Source organism: Aquincola agrisoli, assembly GCF_036621135.1.
Classification (GTDB): domain Bacteria; phylum Pseudomonadota; class Gammaproteobacteria; order Burkholderiales; family Burkholderiaceae_C; genus Aquincola; species Aquincola agrisoli.
Genome location: NZ_JAZIBG010000019.1, coordinates 306,731 through 326,245 on the forward strand (window position 1 = coordinate 306,731; position 19,515 = coordinate 326,245).

Annotated in this window: 19 protein-coding genes and 1 pseudogene; 9 read left to right on the forward strand and 11 right to left on the reverse strand. The window is 64.4% G+C overall.

All coding sequences use genetic code 11. From position 1 onward, the window contains the following. Positions 1-21: 21 nt before the first annotated feature. Positions 22-249 carry a hypothetical protein gene (locus tag V4F39_RS07630; RefSeq protein WP_332288714.1) on the forward strand — a complete coding sequence of 76 codons (228 nt, stop codon included), beginning with the start codon at positions 22-24 and terminating at the stop codon, positions 247-249. Between the two features lie 277 nt (positions 250-526). Here V4F39_RS07630 and V4F39_RS07635 read toward each other — a convergent pair whose 3' ends face one another. From V4F39_RS07635 to V4F39_RS07650, 4 genes are all read right to left on the reverse strand, one after another. After that, on the reverse strand, positions 527-1,315 hold the full coding sequence (locus V4F39_RS07635) for an SDR family oxidoreductase (protein WP_332288715.1): 789 nt from the start codon (positions 1,313-1,315) through the stop codon (positions 527-529). Further along, a complete protein-coding gene (locus V4F39_RS07640) occupies positions 1,312-1,500 on the reverse strand; it encodes a hypothetical protein (protein ID WP_332288716.1) in 189 nt (62 codons plus the stop codon). Before V4F39_RS07640 ends, V4F39_RS07635 begins: the two co-directional genes overlap by 4 nt. A gap of 236 nt (positions 1,501-1,736) precedes the next feature. Continuing rightward, positions 1,737-2,408: a PEP-CTERM sorting domain-containing protein gene (locus V4F39_RS07645; protein WP_332288717.1), complete on the reverse strand. Its 672-nt coding sequence runs from the start codon at positions 2,406-2,408 to the stop codon at positions 1,737-1,739. An 87-nt stretch (positions 2,409-2,495) separates the two neighbouring features. Then, positions 2,496-3,998, reverse strand: a complete 1,503-nt coding sequence (locus V4F39_RS07650; protein ID WP_332288718.1) for an OmpL47-type beta-barrel domain-containing protein — start codon at positions 3,996-3,998, stop codon at positions 2,496-2,498. A gap of 253 nt (positions 3,999-4,251) precedes the next feature. Here V4F39_RS07650 and V4F39_RS07655 point away from each other — a divergent pair, with 253 nt between their 5' ends. From V4F39_RS07655 to V4F39_RS07680, 6 genes and pseudogenes are all read left to right on the forward strand, one after another. Continuing rightward, entirely contained in the window at positions 4,252-5,178 is a 927-nt protein-coding gene (locus V4F39_RS07655) for a LysR family transcriptional regulator (protein WP_332288719.1), read from the forward strand. Positions 5,179-5,276: 98 nt separating this feature from the next. Next, positions 5,277-5,546, forward strand: a complete 270-nt coding sequence (locus V4F39_RS07660; RefSeq protein WP_332288720.1) for a hypothetical protein — start codon at positions 5,277-5,279, stop codon at positions 5,544-5,546. Further along, positions 5,486-5,959: pseudogene (locus V4F39_RS07665) on the forward strand (dehydroquinate synthase/iron-containing alcohol dehydrogenase family protein); the annotation flags it as partial. The gene V4F39_RS07660 and the pseudogene V4F39_RS07665, both read left to right, overlap by 61 nt. A 24-nt stretch (positions 5,960-5,983) precedes the next feature. Beyond that, positions 5,984-7,423: an aldehyde dehydrogenase family protein gene (locus tag V4F39_RS07670; RefSeq protein ID WP_332288722.1), complete on the forward strand. Its 1,440-nt coding sequence runs from the start codon at positions 5,984-5,986 to the stop codon at positions 7,421-7,423. A 74-nt stretch (positions 7,424-7,497) separates the two neighbouring features. Beyond that, the gene (locus V4F39_RS07675) at positions 7,498-8,220 is read left to right on the forward strand and encodes an SDR family oxidoreductase (protein ID WP_332288723.1); all 723 of its coding nucleotides are present in this window, start codon (positions 7,498-7,500) and stop codon (positions 8,218-8,220) included. A gap of 71 nt (positions 8,221-8,291) precedes the next feature. Continuing rightward, entirely contained in the window at positions 8,292-8,510 is a 219-nt protein-coding gene (locus tag V4F39_RS07680) for a hypothetical protein (protein ID WP_332288724.1), read from the forward strand. Between the two features lie 401 nt (positions 8,511-8,911). Here V4F39_RS07680 and V4F39_RS07685 read toward each other — a convergent pair whose 3' ends face one another. From V4F39_RS07685 to V4F39_RS07700, 4 genes are all read right to left on the reverse strand, one after another. Beyond that, entirely contained in the window at positions 8,912-9,898 is a 987-nt protein-coding gene (locus tag V4F39_RS07685; RefSeq protein ID WP_332288725.1) for a TRAP transporter substrate-binding protein, read from the reverse strand. A gap of 35 nt (positions 9,899-9,933) precedes the next feature. Next, complete coding sequence (locus tag V4F39_RS07690) at positions 9,934-11,211, reverse strand: TRAP transporter large permease (protein WP_332288726.1); 1,278 nt, start codon at positions 11,209-11,211, stop codon at positions 9,934-9,936. Further along, positions 11,208-11,756, reverse strand: coding sequence for a TRAP transporter small permease (locus V4F39_RS07695; protein WP_332288727.1), 549 nt, complete (start codon positions 11,754-11,756; stop codon positions 11,208-11,210). Before V4F39_RS07695 ends, V4F39_RS07690 begins: the two co-directional genes overlap by 4 nt. Positions 11,757-12,282: 526 nt before the next feature. Then, positions 12,283-13,212: a cupin domain-containing protein gene (locus V4F39_RS07700; RefSeq protein WP_332288728.1), complete on the reverse strand. Its 930-nt coding sequence runs from the start codon at positions 13,210-13,212 to the stop codon at positions 12,283-12,285. A 253-nt stretch (positions 13,213-13,465) separates the two neighbouring features. Between V4F39_RS07700 and V4F39_RS07705 the strand changes: the two genes are divergently transcribed. Next, the gene (locus V4F39_RS07705; protein WP_332288719.1) at positions 13,466-14,392 is read left to right on the forward strand and encodes a LysR family transcriptional regulator; all 927 of its coding nucleotides are present in this window, start codon (positions 13,466-13,468) and stop codon (positions 14,390-14,392) included. 89 nt (positions 14,393-14,481) lie between these two features. On the opposite strand, the gene V4F39_RS07710 is transcribed toward V4F39_RS07705, so the two are convergent. After that, on the reverse strand, positions 14,482-14,667 hold the full coding sequence (locus tag V4F39_RS07710; RefSeq protein ID WP_332288729.1) for a hypothetical protein: 186 nt from the start codon (positions 14,665-14,667) through the stop codon (positions 14,482-14,484). 186 nt (positions 14,668-14,853) lie between these two features. Here V4F39_RS07710 and V4F39_RS07715 point away from each other — a divergent pair, with 186 nt between their 5' ends. After that, positions 14,854-15,789: a 2-hydroxyacid dehydrogenase gene (locus tag V4F39_RS07715; protein ID WP_332288730.1), complete on the forward strand. Its 936-nt coding sequence runs from the start codon at positions 14,854-14,856 to the stop codon at positions 15,787-15,789. 649 nt (positions 15,790-16,438) lie between these two features. On the opposite strand, the gene V4F39_RS07720 is transcribed toward V4F39_RS07715, so the two are convergent. Together V4F39_RS07720 and V4F39_RS07725 are read right to left on the reverse strand one after the other, a co-directional pair. Then, complete coding sequence (locus V4F39_RS07720) at positions 16,439-17,338, reverse strand: DUF4394 domain-containing protein (protein ID WP_332288731.1); 900 nt, start codon at positions 17,336-17,338, stop codon at positions 16,439-16,441. A 46-nt stretch (positions 17,339-17,384) separates the two neighbouring features. Continuing rightward, positions 17,385-19,127 (reverse strand): FAD-dependent oxidoreductase, encoded by a 1,743-nt coding sequence (locus V4F39_RS07725; protein ID WP_332288732.1) that lies wholly within the window; start codon positions 19,125-19,127, stop codon positions 17,385-17,387. Positions 19,128-19,515: the final 388 nt, after the last annotated feature.

The window sequence follows — 19,515 nt, forward strand, 5'->3', positions numbered from 1 at the left end:
ATCGCGCCCCAGCGTGTGGCGGTGGACCCAGACCTGCCGACCTGGGACAAGGTTTTCGCGACCTGGCGCGACTACGTTGACAACCGCCGGACGCCCACGACGCTCGCTTCGCAAACCGCGTGGCGCGACCTGCGGCGCTTTGCCGCGATCCACGGCGTGGAGATGCCGGGCGAAGTGGCGCCCGAACTGATGACCGCCTTCGTGCAGGACATGCGGCCTCGCATTGAAGTGCCCACCCTCAATGAGTGACTGACCAAAATCCATCTACAAGATTGCGGTTGGCAAGCACGTCCTGCGCGCGAACCCGGCCGCCGGCACGCTCGGCGTCGGCGTCGGCGCCAGGAAGCGCAGGAAGCGCAGGCTGCCCTTCGACAGCACCGACCTGCAGACTCTCTTCGGCTTCGAGTGTTGACGACCACTGAAAACTGACTCACGGGCGCCGCGCCCCCTTTGTTCGGCGACGTGACGGAATCAGAGATCAGCTGATCTGACGACGGGCGGATGAACCTGGGCGGCATCAACCGCGTCAGTACGTGCCTGGGAAGGCACCCCCGTCGATAAGCAGGTTCTGACCCGTGATATAGCCGGCACGCTGGCTGCAGAGAAACGCGCACAAGGCGCCGAATTCCTGCGGACTACCGAAGCGCTGCGCCGGCACCGTGTTGCGCCGTGCAGCCGAAACGTCGTCGATGGACTGACCGCTGGTCTCGGCCGCCTTGGTGAACCCGGAACGCAAGCGGTCGGTGTCGAAGAAGCCAGGGAGGATGTTGTTCAGCGTGACATTGCGCGACGCCAGCCGCGGCTGCCTCGCCACGCCTGCGACAAAGCCTGTCAGGCCAGAACGCGCGCCGTTGGACAAGCCCAGGGTGTCGATCGGCGCCTTCACCGACGACGACGTGATGTTGATGACCCGGCCATAACCACGCTCGGCCATGCCGTCGACCACCGCCTTGATCAGTTCGATCGGCGTCAGCATGTTGGCTTCCACCGCCCGCAGCCAGTCGGCCCGATCCCAGTCACGGAAGTCGCCGGGCGGCGGCCCGCCGGCGTTGTTGACCAAGATGTCCACCTGCGGGCAAGCGGCCAGAGCCGCAGCACGGCCTTCCGGCGTGGTGATGTCGCCGGCCACCGCCACCACCTGCGCGGCGGGATTGAATGCGCGCAGCGCCTCGGCGGTCGCCTGCAGCGCCGCATCGCCACGCGCCGTGATGACGACGTTGACCCCATCGGCCACCAACGCCTCAGCGCAACCCCGTCCCAACCCCTTGCTGGCAGCGCAGACCAACGCCCACTTGCCCTCGATTTCCAAATTCACTGTTCGTCTTTCCGTTCGTTCAACGCTTCCGCCTCAGCGCCCACACGCCCAACAACGTACTTGCGCCGGTCCAGGCAATCATCAGCTCTCGCAACCTCGGCACGCCCCAGGATGCTGGACAGCGGGCCAAGCACACCAGTCTGCGCGGCCACTGTCGCGCTCACACGCTCGATGGCCGTCTTCATCGTCCCCCACCGATGCTGCAGTGCAGGCCGTGACATTCAGCAGCTCCAGCCGGATGACCGGTGTTCGCACCGAAGCCGCCCGCAGCGGCAGCAGCAGACGCTGCGCGATGCAGGATCGGCCGGCCGCCACGCTGGGCCAGCCGCCAAGGTGCAATGCGCCCGATCGTCCGACCTCGTTGCCAATGAATGCCAGGTAGATGACATCGCTGACGACATTTCCGTACCTCGGCCTGCTGTCAGTTCAGGGGCATCCGGCGCTGCCGCAAGAAGCACCCGATGAGTCCGATTCCGAACAACAGGAGCGTGCTCGGCTCGGGAACAGGAGATACGCCGAACGTGACAGAAGAAAAATTGGATGCATTCCCCCCGGTCGAAGTATTTGCCTCGCTGGAGAGCAGCAGGCTGAACATGTAGCTCCCGCCGATCGACGGACCCAACGTGTAGTTGTAAAGACCGCTCGACGACAGCTGTTCGTCGAGGTAGGTCGTGCCATCGACCGTCACAAGCACAAACAACGTACCACTTGAAAACGCGGCGGCATCGGAGAAATCCAGGTTCGTCAGATCGATTGAGAGCTGCAACGACGAGTCGAGATTGAAAGTGCCCAGGAACTCGGAGGTTCCCACCGCGCTGGCAACTCCCGCCAGACTGCTGGCCTCCGCTTGCGTCGTCAGCAGCCCATTGGCTGCAATGCCGCTGCCTGAGGCGAATTCAGTGGCGTTGAAAACGGTGGCACTGGTGAGCAGGGGCGGTGCCGCGGAAGCGCTGCTGTCGGTGTTGAAGTCCGCGTCTGCGCCCGCGCTTGCTGCTGCGACAGTGGTGTACTGAGCACTGGTGTAGACGAGGGGTGCGGCATTTGCGCCCAACATCCACAGGGCTACGCAACCAATTACGAAGCGTTTGAACATTTTGCTGATCCCAGTCGAACTTGCCTGTTTTCCAATCCAGGGTCGGAGCGACCCCTGGCCGGCGCGGCGCCGGCCAGGGATCAGTGCCTACCGAATGACCCGCACCAGGGTGCTTGCCGACAGCGGCGCCTGTGCCCCGTCGAAGTTGAACCTGCCGGTGACCGTGATCCTGACTTCGTTGCCGGCGGGCACGCTTGCAAACGCCGCCTTGTTGAAGGTTGCGACGATCGTCCGGCCGTCGGATGAGTAGGCCGCGGATACCGCAGGCGTGCCTTCAGCGCGGACATCGGTTACCCCCCATGTGCGCAAATCCTGGCCCGCAGGGACGGAGATGACCATGGTGACCAAGCCGCCGCCCGTGCGAAGGTTCAAGGTGCTGGGCACAGCTTGCAGGGCGAGGGGCGGAAGATCGATGACCCCGACCGTCAGCTGCTTGGGCGCCTCGACATTGCCCGCCTTGTCCACCGAGCGGTAGCGAAGCGTGTGCATGCCGTTGCCGCTGATCTGAAAGGGGCCCACATACCGTGTCGGTTGCGCGGCGTCATCGAGCCAGTATTCGGAATAGTCCAAGTCGTCTGACAGGCTGTTCGCGTCGGGGTACCCGCTCAGCGTGACTGTCGGTCGGAGGTACGCGCCACTCGATGTAGGTTGCGGGAGCATCGCCCTGGTCGACGGCGGCATGACTTGCACCGGAGGCGTCTCCGGTGGGTTTGTCTGCCGCCAGAGATGCGCACCCCTCGGATAGCCGTTGATGGCCACCCGTGTCCCGGTCCCCGTCTGGGGGTGGAACCCCGCCCGATGCCAGCGGCCTGGTGCGGCATAAACGATATCACCCGGGGTCGCAGTGAAGTAGGGCAGGCCTTCGATCAGGTAGCCGAGCGTGCCTTCCATGACGAACCAGAATTCGCCGTAGGAGTGGAAGTGTCCGAGGTCCGTCGCAGGCGGAAGGGAATTCGATGACCCGCGGATGGCATTGACGAACAAGCGGTCGTCGCTGACAAACGCGCCGTTGAATGGCGCCGCCAGGAAGTCACGGTATATGGCGTTCTGGCCAGTTCCATAGGCACCTGCGGCATCCAGGCGACTCAGGTACCACGAATGAAATGACGGTGGCGGCGGCAACGTTTGCGCGTTCTCCGGGTAGAGATCTACACGGTCGGGAACGTAGATCTCGAAGTGCAGCGACGGTACCTTGCCGATGTTCGTCAACTTGTACTCACGACGGAACGGGACATTGATCATGAAACCTTTGGTGGCCGTGAATGTGTCCACACCCTGGATTTCGACCTGAACCGTTCCATCCCAGACGATGAAGGCAACGCGGTGATCCGCCGACAGCACCTGCGTCCTCGCATCGCCGACCTTCATGCCAACCCACTTGGCCGACGCGTTCGGCTCGGTGACGACCTGGTGCTCCCAGGTTTCTGTGGCCGATTTGCCGGCCAGTACCTCGGTCAGCTTCGTATGCGGCTGGTTCCCATTCACGTACGGCGCCAGCTCTGCCGGTTTCGGCGCCCAGCCGAACGTTTGCTGCGCATGCGCCTGCGTCATCACCGCCGTGCTGAGCACCAACGTGCCCAGGGCAGCCAATCCACCTCTCCACAGATTTCTCACGTTCTCCTCCGGACTTGTCAATCAACACACGCCCAATCCCGGCCCATCATTTCGGGCTGTGTGGATCCGGGCCCGTAGGTCTGGCTTCCTCATCGCGACCACCGTAGGGACCACGGTCGGCAGCAAGCGCTTGCAGTGTTGCAGTGCGTGCCCGCGCAGCGCCTTAGTGTTTGCCCGCGCGGAAACCTGAGAAGATGTGATGTCGCTATAACATTTGCGCAACTCAGGCATGATCCCTCCACTCCACTCGATCATCTCCAGGCTCCACCTGAAACAGCTGCGGCTGCTGATCGCGCTGGGCGAGCACGGCTCGCTCCTGAAGGCGTCTCAGCAGGTCGCTTTGTCGCAGCCGGGCGCGAGCAAAGCCCTGCAGGAGATTGAGACCACCTTCGGCACACCGCTGTTCGTTCGCACCAACCGCGGTTTGGAGGCCAACGCCGTCGGCCAGTGCGTGATCCGCTACGCGCGGCTGATCCAGACGGATCTCGCGCACTTGCGCGAAGAGGTCGTCGGCATCCTGCGAGGCCAGGGCGGGCGGGTGGCCGCCGGCGTCATCATGGGCGCGGTGCCGCTGCTCACCGATGCGGTCTCCGCGCTCGTGGCCAGGCAGTCCGAACTGTCCGTCGATATCGTCGAGGACACCAGCGCCACGCTGCTGGCCCAGCTCGATGCCGGCCGGCTCGACCTGGCGATCTGCCGCACGACCGTCAGCCAGACGCCGCACGCCTATGACAGCGTCAAGCTGCAGGATGAGACCCTTGCGGTCATCGCCAACGTCGGCCACCCGCTGCGGCGCGCGAAGAAGCTCACCTTGCAGGAGCTGGCGCGCTTCAGATGGGTGGTCTACCGCGCGAACATGCCGATGCGGCTGTTGCTCGAAGGCGAGTTCCGCGACTGCGGCATCCGCTTCCCGCAGCACCTGCTGGAGACGACCTCCGCCTTCGCGACGTTGGCACTGCTGCAGGCCAATCCGTCCTTCGTGGCCCTGGCGTCGATCGAAGTGGCGCAGTTCTTCGCGCAGCAGCAGATGTCGTGCATCCTGCCCCTGGCCCTGACGTCGCGCAGCGAGCCTTATGAGCTCGTCACCCGCAAGGGCGGGCCGGTCCAGCCTGCTGCGCAACTGTTGATCGACGAGTTGCTCCATCGCCGTTCCTGAGCGACGAAGCGGGAGCCCGTGGCGCTCCCGCCAGCCCGCGCTCGACGGGACCGCGCGCGATCGGCAATGGCGCGGCGATTAGACACGTGCTATAACGATTGCTCATTGCACGCGTTGCGCGGATCGCCATGACCCTCATCAATTGCATCGCCCAGATCCAATTCAAATTTGGCGCCATCGGGCTGCTCAAGGAGCAGTTCGAATGGGCGAGCATCAGGCGTGCGCTGATGGTGTCGGACCGGGGCGTGAAGGCCGCCGGCATCGCCGTGCCGACGATCGCCTGCACCGGCAGCGAAGTGGGCCGCGGCGCGCCTGGGGCTGCATCGAGCGGGCAACGCGACAGCCCGATGACCGCGACGCACGGCTGACCATGATGAGCGTCGACGCAAGGCGTACTGGCTTTCCAGATGGGGCTCGGCTTCGTTCACAGCCTGAGCCATTCGCTGGGCGGCACCGACCCGCAGCGACACCACGGCACGCTCAACGCGACCTTCCTGCCGCCGGTGATCGCATTCAACCAAGAAGCCGCCTCGGTATGCGAGGAGAACAAACTCGACCGCCCAGCCCAGGCGATGGGCCTCGCCAGTGGGGCCGAGCTGGTGCCCGCGCTGCGCGACATGACCCAGCGGCTGGGCTTGCCCACGGGCCTGGCCCAACTCGGCGTGCGCACGGCCATGTCCCTGACATTGCCCGCGGCGGCCTCGAGGGCCTCAGCCACCGTACCAATCCGCGCGTCTCATCCGAGACGGACTCAGCAGCGTTGCTCGACGCCAGTTTGTAAACGAGAAGAGAGAAGCAGCACACCATGTTCAAGAATCTGATCGGCGGCGAGTGGGTCGAAGGGGCCCGCGTGTCGCGCAACATCAATCCGTCGGACACGCGCGATGTCGTGGGCGAGTTCGCGCAAGCCGACCAGGCGCAAGCCAGGCAGGCCATCGCCGCGGCCACCCAGGCCCAGGCTGCCTGGGGGCTGTCCACCCCACAGCAACGCTTCGACATCCTCGATGCCGCCGGCGCCGAGATCCTGGCGCGCAAGTCCGAGCTGGGCGACCTGCTCGCCCGCGAGGAGGGCAAGACGCTGCCTGAGGCCATCGGGGAGGTTGCTCGCGCGGGCAACATCTTCAAGTTCTTCGCCGGCGAAGCGCTGCGGGTGGGCGGTGACGTGGTGCCTTCCGTGCGCCCGGGTGTCGGGGTGGAAGTCACCCGCGAGCCCGTGGGCGTGGTCGGCCTGATCACGCCCTGGAACTTCCCGATCGCCATCCCGGCCTGGAAGATCGCGCCGGCGCTGGCGTTCGGCAACACCGTGGTGCTCAAGCCGGCCGACCTGGTGCCCGGCAGCGCCTGGGCCATCGCCGACATCCTGCACCGCGCGGGCCTGCCGGCGGGGGTGTTCAACCTGGTGATGGGCCGCGGCTCGGAAGTGGGCCAGGTGCTGCTGGACGACAAACGCGTCCACGCCATCAGCTTCACCGGCTCGGTGGCCACCGGCCAGCGGATCGCGCAGGCCTGCGTGGCGCGCATGGCCAAGTTCCAGCTGGAGATGGGCGGCAAGAATCCGATGGTGGTGCTCGATGATGCCGACCTGGACGTGGCGGTGAACGCAGCGCTCAACAGTGGCTTCTTCTCCACCGGCCAGCGCTGCACGGCCTCTTCGCGGCTGATCGTCACCGAAGGCATTCATGACCGCTTCGTCGCTGCGATGGCCGACAAGATGCAGGCGCTGAAGGTGGACGACGCACGCAAGAAGGGCACCGACATCGGCCCCGTGGTCGACGACAAGCAGCTAGCGCAAAACCTGGAGTACGTCGCGATCGCCAGGAACGAGGGCGCCAAGCTGGTCACGGGCGGGGAGGCGATCGCGACCAACGGCGATGGTGCGCCGGGCTACTACATGCGCCCGGCCCTGTTCACCGAGGCAACAGCATCGATGCGCATCAACCGCGAAGAGGTGTTCGGCCCGGTGGTGAGCGTCGTCCGCGCGAAGAACTACGACGAGGCACTGGCCTTGGCCAACGACACCGAATTTGGTCTCGCCGCCGGCATCGCCACGACCTCACTCAAGCACGCGACACATTTCAAGCGCCATGCTCAGGCCGGCATGGTGATGGTGAACCTGCCGACCGCGGGGGTCGACTACCACGTCCCCTTCGGCGGCCGAAAAGGCTCCAGCTTCGGTCCCCGTGAACAGGGACGATACGCCGCCGAGTTCTACACGACGGTCAAGACGGCATATACCGCCTCCTGATCATCTTCGCCAGGCGCTAACGCCTGTTCGGACCGCGCGCTCCTGCGCGTCATTCATTCCTGGGAGATGCCTCGATGGCACAAAAACGGGTCGCGATCGTTACCGGCGCTGGTAGCGGCATTGGCAAGTCTGCGGCGCTCGCGTTGCTGAAGGACGGCTACCACGTCGGCCTGGTAGGCCGGCGCAGGGAACCGCTGGAACAGACCGCCACAGAATCCGGAAGTGCCGAGCGCGCGCTGGTGCTGCCTGCCGATATCACGAACGACGCCGACGTCGAGCGTGTGTTTTCGGCAGTGAAGCACCAGTTCGGCCGGCTCGACGTGTTGTTCAACAACGCTGGCATGGGTGCGCCCGCAATGCCGATGGAAGACTTGCCGATCGAGACGTTTCGCGAGGTGGTGAACCTCAACTTGGTGGCGACGTTCATGTGCACCCAGCACGCCATCCGCATCATGAAGGCGCAAAGCCCAAAAGGCGGCCGCATCATCAACAACGGGTCGCTCTCGGCGCACGTGCCGCGGGCGCTGTCGGTGGCCTACACCGCCACCAAGCATGCCGTCACCGGCCTGACCAAGGCCATCTCGCTCGACGGACGCAAGGACGACATCGCCGGTGGCCAGATCGACATCGGCAATGCGCTCACCGAACTGGCCACGGGCATGAGCACCACCGAGCCCATGATGGACGTGAAGTATGCCGGCGCCGCAGTGCTGCACATGGCCAACCTGCCGCTCGATGTGAACGTCCAGTCCATGGCCATCATGGCCACGAAAATGCCGTTCATCGGCCGCGGCTAGCTGGCGCGCACGGCGTCCCGTCATCGACGATGTGCCGCCACAGTCGGAGCAGGACCGACAGGCTGGTCGGCATGGAGATCGACTGGACCCGCGCGCGCCAGCGCCGAGCCTGCATCGGGCGAAGCGACCCGCTGGCACAGCGCCGCCGACAGCCTTCGCGGCTCAGCGCACCGCAGGCGACACTACGCCAGACCATCTGCGTGGATCGAGAGATCCCCAAGTGGTGCCAAGCTCTGGAGGCGGCGGAGGCGGCGTTAGTGATGCGCCTGGGCGAGTTTGACCCAGTGTGACCTGGTCCAGGCGGCGTGGGACTGGCGTATTCAGTTCTTCGCGTTCCCGCTGGCGGTCCGCATGGTGGTCCGGAGCGTCCACAGCCCGGCGTGGAAAAGCACGAGTACCGCCAGTCACTTGCCGGCGATGACGCGGCCACCGACGTGATTTGCTCGCGCTGCGCAGCATGATGGATCACGGCGGCGGCGCGGCTAAGCAATGCAAGGCGACGAATCGATTCGCCATCGTGGACGACGAGCTTGTCGCCCACCCCTCCCGGCCTGCAGAAAGCCGAGATTTCAAAATTGCACGGATCTGCAGGAACTCGGAGCGGGCTTCAGGCGCCCGAGAGATGGAGGTCTTTGGTTGAGGGCGCAGGACACGCCCTCGACCATTTTTTTCCTGGCCCGCTGTCTAGTCTCTACTTGGCCTTGGCCATGTCCTCGCGCGCCTGTTTGATCACGTCGGCGCCAATGACTTCGGAAAACTGCGCCACAACGGGCTTGACCATCTCGCGGAGCTTCGCGATCTCGGCCGGCGCCAGCGTTGTCACATCCATGCCCCCTTGGTCCCTGAGCTCACGCGTGATGCGTTCGGCGGCGTCCCGAGACAGCTTACGCTGATAAGGCGCCGATTCACGCGCGGCCTCCAGCACGGCCTTCTGGTCTGCGGGGGACAGCGTGTCGAACCACTTCTTGCTGGCCGCCACGAAGAACGCGGTGTAGGCGTGGCCGGTCATGGTCATGTACTTTTGTACTTCGTAGAACTTGCTGGACTGGATCAAGCCGACCGGCGTTTCCTGCGCATCGACCGCTTTGCTTTCCAGGGCGTTGTAGAGCTCGGGATAGGGCATCGGCACCGCATTGGCGCGGAGTGCTTTGAACGTATTGATGAAAACGGGGTTCGGGATCACACGGATCTTCAGGCCGTTGATGTCTTCGGTTGTCGTGATCTTTCGCTTGGAATTGGTCATGTGGCGAAAGCCGTTATCCCAATACGCCAGGCCAACCATGCCGATGCCTTCCATCTTCTTGAACAGTTGGGCGCCAACAGGACCATCCATGATGGCATCGACTTCCTTGAAGTCGGCAAAGAAGAACGGCAGGTCAAAAATGCCGAACTCCTTGATCGAGCCCACCAGGTTGGGTGTCGGACCGACCATCAATTGAAGGACACCCGACTGGAGCGAGGTCTGCATCTGCGGCTCGTTGCCGATCTTGCCGCAGCAATAGGTATTGATCGTGATGCGTCCGCCAGTCTTGGCCTTGACGAGTTCGGCAAACCGTTTGACACCCTGTCCGACCGGATGATCTTCCGTGGGCACATAACCCAGCTTCACTTCCTGTGCATTGGCGCCGGTCAGTGCAAAGATCGCGACCGCGGCGGCGATCATTTTGAGGAATTTCATTGTCGACTCTTTCGTTTAAAAAGGTGATTACCAAATCAATGGAACCAAGAAGCGGGAACAGTGACGAGCGCCGGAAAAACGATCATCAGTATCAAGATCGCAAATTCTGCGATCAGGAACGGAATTACTCCTTTGACGGCATCCTCCATAGAAATCTTGGCTACACCGCAGACAGTGTTCAGCACGGCGCCAACAGGCGGCGTGATCATTCCTATGGCGGCGGTCACCATGAAGATCACCCCGAAGTAGATCGGATCAATACCAGCAACTGTGACGACTGGCATCAAGACGGGCGTGAGGATCAAGATGACGGCGGCAAAGTCCAGCGCCATACCGATCAAGCTCACGAAGAACGCGATCACGAGCATCAGCAGGATCGGGCTGTTCATGAACGGTTGTAGCAGCGCCACGACTTGCTCTGGAACGTTGGCGATCGTGATGAGCCAAGCTGGAACAGTCGATGCTGCCACCAGCAGCATGATCACCGCGGAGGTCTTCACGGCAGCAAGAATCGCGTCATACAGCGCGCGCAGGGTCAGTTCACGGTAGACGAACCCGCTGACCAGCAACGCATAGGTGGCTGAGACGACTCCGGCTTCAGTTGGCGTGAAGATGCCGAACTTGAGGCCGACGATCATCAAGACCGGCAGCCCGAACGCCCAGGTCGCATTGACGAGCGCGCGTCGCGTTTCAGCCTGCGATCGTTTCGGCGGCAGCGGGGAGGCATCGGTTCTCACGAGCCACCACCATGCAGCGACCAACGACACCGCCATCAGCACGCCCGGCACGATGCCCGCCAGGAACAGTTTGCCAATCGACACGTTGGCCGTGACGCCAAACAGGATAAAGCCGACCGACGGCGGAATGATGGGCGCAATGATGCCAGTGGCTGCGATGAGCCCGGACGAGCGGGTGATGCTGTAGCGTGCTTCCCGCATCAGCGGCAGCAACATGACGGCCAGTGTGGCGGTATCGGCGATCGCGGAGCCTGAAATGCTTGCCAGCAGCACACCCGTCCCGATGACCACGTAGCCAAGTCCGCCGCGCAGGTGACCGAACAGCGCCATCGCTGCAGCAACAATGCGACGCGACAGGCCGCCGGCGTTCATCAACTCGCCGGCGAGAAGGAAAAACGGAATCGTCATCAGCGGATAACTGTCGGCGCCATCGATCAGCTTCTGAGCCAATATCTGGGCGTCGAAGATGCCCAGCTGCAGCATCAGGGCGATACCGCATACCAACAGGGCGAATGCGATCGGCATGCCCAGGCTCATGGAGCCCAGGAGCGACCCAATGAAAACCCAGACGGTCATCTCGCGCTCCCTGGCATCTCCTGTTCATGGGAGACGCTGTACTCAGCCTCCGGCGACACGGCCTCCTCGCGGAGGTCGCCCCGCAGTGAGCGCCACAGATTGCCGGCCAGTATCAAAGCCATGAGGGCGGACGCGACCAGCCCTGAGCCGTACATGGCGGCCACAGGTATTCCAGAAATCGCAGAAACGTTGTGCAGATTGTTCTTGGTGAGCTCCCAACTGCCTTTCCAGATCAGCCAGCAGCACCAGAGCATCAGCGCGTGGCTGAGCCAATAGCACACGAGGCGCGCACGCCTGGGCAAACGCCGAACCAAGGTGTCGACTCCCAGATGCACCCCCGTCTTCAAGGCGATGATGCTGCCCAGGAAGGTCAACCAGACGAAGATGAACCGAGACACTTCTTCCGAGATCTCCAGCCCTGAATTGAATACGTAGCGCAGGATCACGTTGCCGAGCACCATCAGCCCCATGATCGACATGCCGAGCACCATCAGGTGTTCGACAAGCTTCTGAATGGGACCCTTATTTGTTTCCATTGCTGTCATAGGTTGTCGTCAGTGTGTTCTGTAGTGTTCTGCTTCCCGGCCGTGAGGAGCACGGCCTGGCCGCATGCCGATGGGCCGGCGGTGGAACAGGACCCCTGTCCCTGGAGCTGCCTGAGAGCGAGTGCGTGCGCCCGCTGGCCGAGGCCCGCCCGTGGCCAAAGACGGATGCCAGGCGCCATGCCCGGGAAGCGGCGACGGCGCGGCGCCGGATGCTGTCCTGCGGGCTTGGACAGTTGAAACCTGGCATCGGCTCCATGGCAAGGCGGCACTGCCCGGGTCGCCTGCATCGGCGGCTACCTGGGGCCAGCCGCCGTCGCGGCGAGCGCCGGTCCATGCCGACGCGCACCGCCCGTTGCGCCCGTGGTCGACCCGAGCCTGTCGTCGATGCACGGCTCGATCATGGTACGCACCGAGGGGCGCCCGGATGACTGCACTGATCTGCATGCTGCTGGCGCGCGACCCCAGCGGAGGTCGCGCGCCGGTGGGAGCCCGACGGTCCCAGTGGCCCTGCGGCGAATCAACCTTCTCAGCCACCGCGCCGGACTTGGTTGATCGGGGGCACCGGAGGTTGGGTCTCTGACCAGTGACGCGAACCAGCGCGATAGCCGTTGATGAGGATCCCCGTCGAGTAGGCGGCACCGTAGTGCCATGGTTGGTGGAAGCGGCCCTCGGGGATGTACACGATATCGCCCGGGTTCGCGACAATGGAGTCCAAGCCCTCGACCGAGAAGGCCATCTGACCTTCCATGACAAACCATGCGTCGCCACCAGAGACCTTGAAATAGGCGTCGGGCGTGACGGGGGAATTCGCGCCGCGGATGGCGGTCATGAACAACCTATCGTCGTTCACGAAGGTGCCGGCGCTCCCCGCCGGGTCGGCGAGGAAGTTGCGGGAAACCGGCGTACCCTGTGACGTGAAGCTGTCAGGCTGTTCGTACCGGTGCGGGAACCAGACATAGCCTTCCGGTGATGGTGGCAACCCCGCTGTCGAAGTGGGCTGCGGATAGATGATGACCCGCAACGCGTTGTGAACCTCGAAGTGCAGCGATGGCGTGGAGCCCACGTTCGTCAACGAGTACGGCCGGCGGAGCGGCACCTGGACCATCATCCCTTTGGTTGCGGTGAAGGTCGCGGGAGTCTGGCCGGGGATGTTGACCTCAATGGCTCCTTCCCAGACGATGAAAGCGGAGCGGTGATCCTGCACCAGCTTCTGCCTCATCGCATCACCTGGCTTCAAGCCCACCCAAGCAGCTTTCACACTTTGATCGTCGACCACCTTATGGCGCCAACTGACCGACGGGTCCTTGTCGGCGAGCACGTCGCTCAGCTTTGTGAGCGGCTTCATCCCGTTCACATAAGGCGCCGGCTGTGTCGGCTTCGGCGACCAGGCCTTGGCCTGCGCATGCGCCTGCGTCATCACTGCCGTGCTGAGCACCAACGTGCCCAGGGCAGCCAATCCACCTCTCCACAGATTTCTCACGTTCTCCTCCGGACTTGTCAATCAACACACGCCCAATCCCGGCCCATCATTTCGGGCTGTGTGGATCCGGGCCCGTAGGTCTGGCTTCCTCATCGCGACCACCGTAGGGACCACGGTCGGCAGCAAGCGCTTGCAGTGTTGCAGTGCGTGCCCGCGCAGCGCCTTAGTGTTTGCCCGCGCGGAAACCTGAGAAGATGTGATGTCGCTATAACATTTGCGCAACTCAGGCATGATCCCTCCACTCCACTCGATCATCTCCAGGCTCCACCTGAAACAGCTGCGGCTGCTGATCGCGCTGGGCGAGCACGGCTCGCTCCTGAAGGCGTCTCAGCAGGTCGCTTTGTCGCAGCCGGGCGCGAGCAAAGCCCTGCAGGAGATTGAGACCACCTTCGGCACACCGCTGTTCGTTCGCACCAACCGCGGTTTGGAGGCCAACGCCGTCGGCCAGTGCGTGATCCGCTACGCGCGGCTGATCCAGACGGATCTCGCGCACTTGCGCGAAGAGGTCGTCGGCATCCTGCGAGGCCAGGGCGGGCGGGTGGCCGCCGGCGTCATCATGGGCGCGGTGCCGCTGCTCACCGATGCGGTCTCCGCGCTCGTGGCCAGGCAGTCCGAACTGTCCGTCGATATCGTCGAGGACACCAGCGCCACGCTGCTGGCCCAGCTCGATGCCGGCCGGCTCGACCTGGCGATCTGCCGCACGACCGTCAGCCAGACGCCGCACGCCTATGACAGCGTCAAGCTGCAGGATGAGACCCTTGCGGTCATCGCCAACGTCGGCCACCCGCTGCGGCGCGCGAAGAAGCTCACCCTGCAGGAGCTGGCGCGCTTCAGATGGGTGGTCTACCGCGCGAACATGCCGATGCGGCTGTTGCTCGAAGGCGAGTTCCGCGACTGCGGCATCCGCTTCCCGCAGCACCTGCTGGAGACGACCTCCGCCTTCGCGACGTTGGCACTGCTGCAGGCCAATCCGTCCTTCGTGGCCCTGGCGTCGATCGAAGTGGCGCAGTTCTTCGCGCAGCAGCAGATGTCGTGCATCCTGCCCCTGGCCCTGACGTCGCGCAGCGAGCCTTATGAGCTCGTCACCCGCAAGGGCGGGCCGGTCCAGCCTGCTGCGCAACTGTTGATCGACGAGTTGCTCCATCGCCGTTCCTGAGCGACGAAGCGAGAGCCCGTGGCGCCCCCGCCAGCCCGCGCTCGACGGGACCGCGCGCGATCGGCAATGGCGCGGCGACTAGACACGTGCTATAACGATTGCTCATTGCACGCATTTGCCTCGATTGCCATCGCGATCTCGACTACACCACTCGAATCCTGGTCGAGTTCGTCGCCATCGGGCGGTCCGGATGGCAATGCGACCGGCTCGGCGCATCCAGGTATCCCGCGCCCGATGATTTGTGTGACAGAACGCAGCCTGAAGATCGAACTCATGCGGATCATCCTCAGTCTGCAATCCGCCCATGGCCGCCGAAAGGCGCCAGGCTGCACATGATGACGTCGGTCGGATGCACCAGTCTCGGCGACCGCTCGTACCGGCCCGTCGTGCTGGCACGGCCGGCGTGAGATTCGACTGACGGTGTCACGCCACGTTTCCCTCCTGCACAGTTCAAGGACTCCATGAAAACCCGCCTCCTGCATGTCGGCCAATTCCCGGCCGAACTCGACGCCCGGCTGGCCCAGGCCTACGACATGACCGTGCTGGCCGAGCAGCCCGACCGCACGGCCTTCCTGGCCGCCCACGGCGCCGACTTCGAAGCCCTGGCCGCGTCGGCGATCACCGGCGTGGACGCGGCGCTGATCGACGCCCTGCCCAAGCTGCGCGTGATCTCCAGCTTCGGGGTCGGTCTGGACAAGATCGACGTGGCCGCCGCCAAGGCGCGCGGCATCACCGTGGGCTACACCCCCGAGGTGTTGAACGATTGCGTCGCCGATACCGCCTTCGGGCTGCTAATCGACACGGCCCGCAGCCTTAGCGCAGCCGATCGTTTCGTGCGCGCCGGTGACTGGCTACGTGGCGCTTATCCGTTGACGAAGAAGGTGAGCGGGAGCCGGCTCGGCATCCTGGGAATGGGACGCATCGGCCGCGCCATCGCCCAGCGTTCTATCGGTTTCGACATGCAGGTGCGCTATCACGCCCTCGAACCGGTGTCCGACGTGCCGTGGCAATATGAGCCGTCGCTGCTGGAACTGGCCCGGTGGTGCGACTTCTTGATCGTCATCACGGCCGGCGGCGCAGCCACACGACACCTGGTCAATGCCGAGGTGCTGGACGCATTGGGGCCGCAAGGCTTTCTGATCAACGTGGCGCGCGGCAGCATCATCGACGAAGCGGCGCTCGTACGGGCCTTGCAGGAGAAGCGAATCGCCGGCGCCGGCCTGGACGTGTTCGAGAGTGAACCTCACGTCCCACCCGAACTCTTTTCTTTGGATAACGTAGTGCTGCTGCCCCACGTGGCCAGCGGCACCCGCGAGACACGGCAGGCCATGGCCGACCGCGTGTTCGACAACCTGCAGAGCTATTTCGCTACCGGCAGAGCCCTGTCGGCGGCCTGAGCAGCCCGCTGCGACCTCTCGGCGGTGGCGATCGGCTGCTGGGTGCCAAGTGCTCCGGCACCCGCACAGCGTGGCGAAGCCCATCGGTGGCCGGCTCGAACGCTGCCGTCGGCAGCACGCCTTCAGCAGGCCCTGCCGCCACTCGCGCAGAGCTTTGCTACGCGAGCGGGGACTGCCGTGGCGCAGTGACTTGGGATGGGGTCCGGGCGAGGCACAACGCCGCCGCGTGAGCGGCACCGGAGCCTTCATCCCGCACGCGGGGCACTGGACTGGACTGGGTCGGCTGGGCAGGCCGAGTACAACTTGGCGTCGCGACGCGCGTCATCATCCAATGCCGGCGCAAACCGCGGAGCACCGCATGCAGTGCTCGGCGAGCGGTTGGCTTGACAGTCAAGCGCGTGGTGCGCCATCGCAGCGTAGAGGCGCTCAGCGAGATGCCAGGGGCCCACCGCGACGGATGCCCGCCGACGCGGGTCCGGCATCGCCGAGACGCCATCGCCAAGAGCGTCACCACGCGCGTGGTCGATGCGTCGCGGAACGGGCCGGTCCCAACTGCTTCATGACCGGGCGCAGCTGGGCTTGCGGCTGCACGCCGCCGCCCGCGCCCAGGCGCGACCCACCCCCGACTGGTGGGCTCCGGGGCGCGGGGTCACCCCACGCGGCGGCGGCGGGCGGCAAAGCCCCCCATGGCGCCAAGGCCCAACACCATCAGCCCCCAGCTGGCAGGCTCGGGTACGGGAGTCATCACCGAAATGCCGATGGCAGCGACTGGCAGGTTACCCACCCGAGTAAGCGCACCCGTGCCGAGGTTGATGCTGAACAGCTCGCTGGCCGCGGTAGGACTGTCGTTGTCGTCGGCAGCGAAGTAGGCCATGCCGGTGGCGCCGCTGATGTCCATGCCGGCGGCCGCGCTGAACGTGACGACGCCGCTGCCGCCGATTGCCGTGTACAGCCCGCCATTGGGGCTGTTGGGCGCACCGTTGAGGCCGCCGATCGTGCCCACCGTGTCGGTGAAGTAGTCGTAGCCGTAAAGCGTGGTCTGGGTTGCGCCGGCGAAACTGTTGCTGTAGGCGATACCCGACATCTGCGGCGTGTCCGTGCCGGCGGACAGGCTGGTGTCCTGGGCCACGAGCGTGCCGTCGATGGGATTGACGCGGTAGTTGTGGCCATCACCGGTGACCACACGCAGGCGGTCAACCACCGGATTGAAGTCGACCGAAAAGCGGCTCGACGTATTGCCGGTGAGCGTGAAGCCGGTGCCGACGGCAGTGGCTGCCCCGGTGCCAAGATCGATGGTGTAGAGGCGGGCGCTTGTCGGGAAGTCGGCGGTGGTCGTGATCGCGTAAAGCAGCCCGTCGGCGGGGCGGAAGTCGATGTCGCGGATGACCTGGTCTGCGGCCAGGCCGGTGATCGTGCCAATCACCGTGCTGCCGGCGGCGTTGGCGCTGTCGAACATGAACAGGGCCTGGCTGCTGGACGCATCGCTGACGCCGTAGATGGGTTCGGCCCAAGCGCCGACCGAGAAGGCCAGCGTCGCCACGGCGCTCATGGTGAAAAGTGTTCGCATGGTGAATACCTCTGTTTCCGGTCTGCTGTTACGTACGACCCACGGCGTGCCGTGCTGCGATGTAGCCTTGCGTGATCGCCCGCGCATTCCCGTGCTGGCTGAATCCACCAGCCGATTCGCCGGCGGCGTAAAGACCGGGAATGACCTTGCCGGTGTAATCCAAGACCTGGCTCGAGCCGTTGATGCGCAGGCCGGACCGGGCGTCGTGCAGCACCGGCGTTGACCAGGCGGCGTAGAAGGGCGCCTGTTCGATCTTGAATTGCGGCGACGGCTTGCCGAAATCGGTGTCGACACCGCCGACAAAGCTGTTGTACCGCGCCACCGTCTGGACGAGGTTGGCACCCGGCATCGGTACCCGCTGATACGGCATATTGATCTTCGCCGCAAGTTCTTCCAGCGTGTTCGCCTCGAAAAAGAACCCATCCGGATCGACGAACGGCGGGGCCACGTTCCAGTTCCGGCGGGCCCGGGCAGCGCCGTCGAAGATGGCCCAGATTGGGCCACCACCGTTATGCCCATCGTCGATGCCGGCCATTGCGGCATTGATCCAGTTCTGTGGGTTGTAATTGACGTTCTTGGCGTTCAGGTAGCTGTTGGGTACATACGGCCTCACCGACCCGGCGCTGTTTGTCCCGAACTGGCCGGCTGTTTCATCGTAGAAGCGCTTGCCGATCATGTTGACGTGGATCACGTCCTGGAAATTGTTGACGGTGATGCCTCGGGCTTTCGCGAGCGAGAACACGGCGCTTGTCGGCAACCACTCCAGGAACGAGTAGTTGTATCGCGTCCCGATGCGGCTTGGCTTCGTGATGTTGGTGCCGAACTCGCCGGTCTGGTTGTACGTTCCCGCAAGGCCCGCACCGGCATTCAGCGCTGCCAGGATGCCACTGGCATCCTGGAAGGACCAGGGTTCGCCGGCGACGCTGCAGTATTCCGCGGTCAGTCTTGGGTCGAACGTCCGGCGGTATTCCACGTTTCCATTTCCGCCGCCGGTCGCAATCACGACACCCTTGCGCGCTTGAATGGAAATGAGGCGACCCTGATGAGAGGCCGTGATCCCGACGACGGCGCCGCCCGGCGCACGCGTCAGCGACTCGAGGCGGTGTTCAAGCAGGATCCGCACGCCGCGTGCCCTTGCCGCGGCCTCCAGCGGATAAATGAAGCCCGGCCCTTGCGAGGTCGTCGCCTGCTGCGAAACGGCGACCGGCAGGCCGGTCCGGGCCGACGGCCAGCCCATGATGGCCGTGTGCATCATGCGGTTCACCGAGTTGCCAACCTCGTTCCCGCCGACGTTGTCGGGCGTGGCTCTCGTCCACCTCACGCCATTGCGGGCCAGAAAGTTGTAGATGGCGACGTTGTTGTCGGCGAAGGCCCGGATGACCTCGCGATCGTTGTAACGGTAGCTGGGAAAACCGTTCGCCTGGACGATGGACCAATCGGTCAGGTCGCTGTAGAGGAGATCCGGCGAGTCGGCGATGCTGGCCAGCACTTGGGCAGGCGTTCCGCCGCCCAGGGGAATGTTGCCTGAACTGACGATGCCGCGCCCCCCGAAATGCGGTTGGGCTTCGAGGACGACGACCGACGCGCCGGCCTCCGCGGCGGCAACCGCGGCGGCGAGACCCGCCGAGCCGCAACCACAAACGACGATATCGGCACCGACGGCTTTCGCCGTCTGCGCATGGGCAATGTTCGGCGCGACGGAGCCGCTACCCACCCCTGCGGCGGCGAATCCGGCTGCGCCCTTCAATACTGAGCGTCGACTGACTTCCATGATGTTTTGTCTCCTGAGTGTCTACGGTCGATATCTGGCCGGCCGCAGTGTTACTGCATTTGCCTGCTCGACAACTGAGAAGATGTGATGCCGATATAACTTACAGGCAATACAGTCGCGCATCTTCGCCTACCGATGTCGGCGTCGGATCGAGCGTCATTCATGCTCAGGCGATCGATTCGCGAGTGAAGCACCGCGTCTCACGGCCCGCCAGCCGGGCGCCCTTTCGCTGCCGTCAGCTGCGGGTGGCAACACGGCCAGGAAGCTGGAAAAGCCAGTATTTGTGGGTAAACCCGCGTGTGCAGCCCGCCACGCAAAGGGTTGGTCTACGACCCACGAAGGGCCTGCCCGCAGCACCGACCCCTAGGTACGGCACGACGGCCAGGCG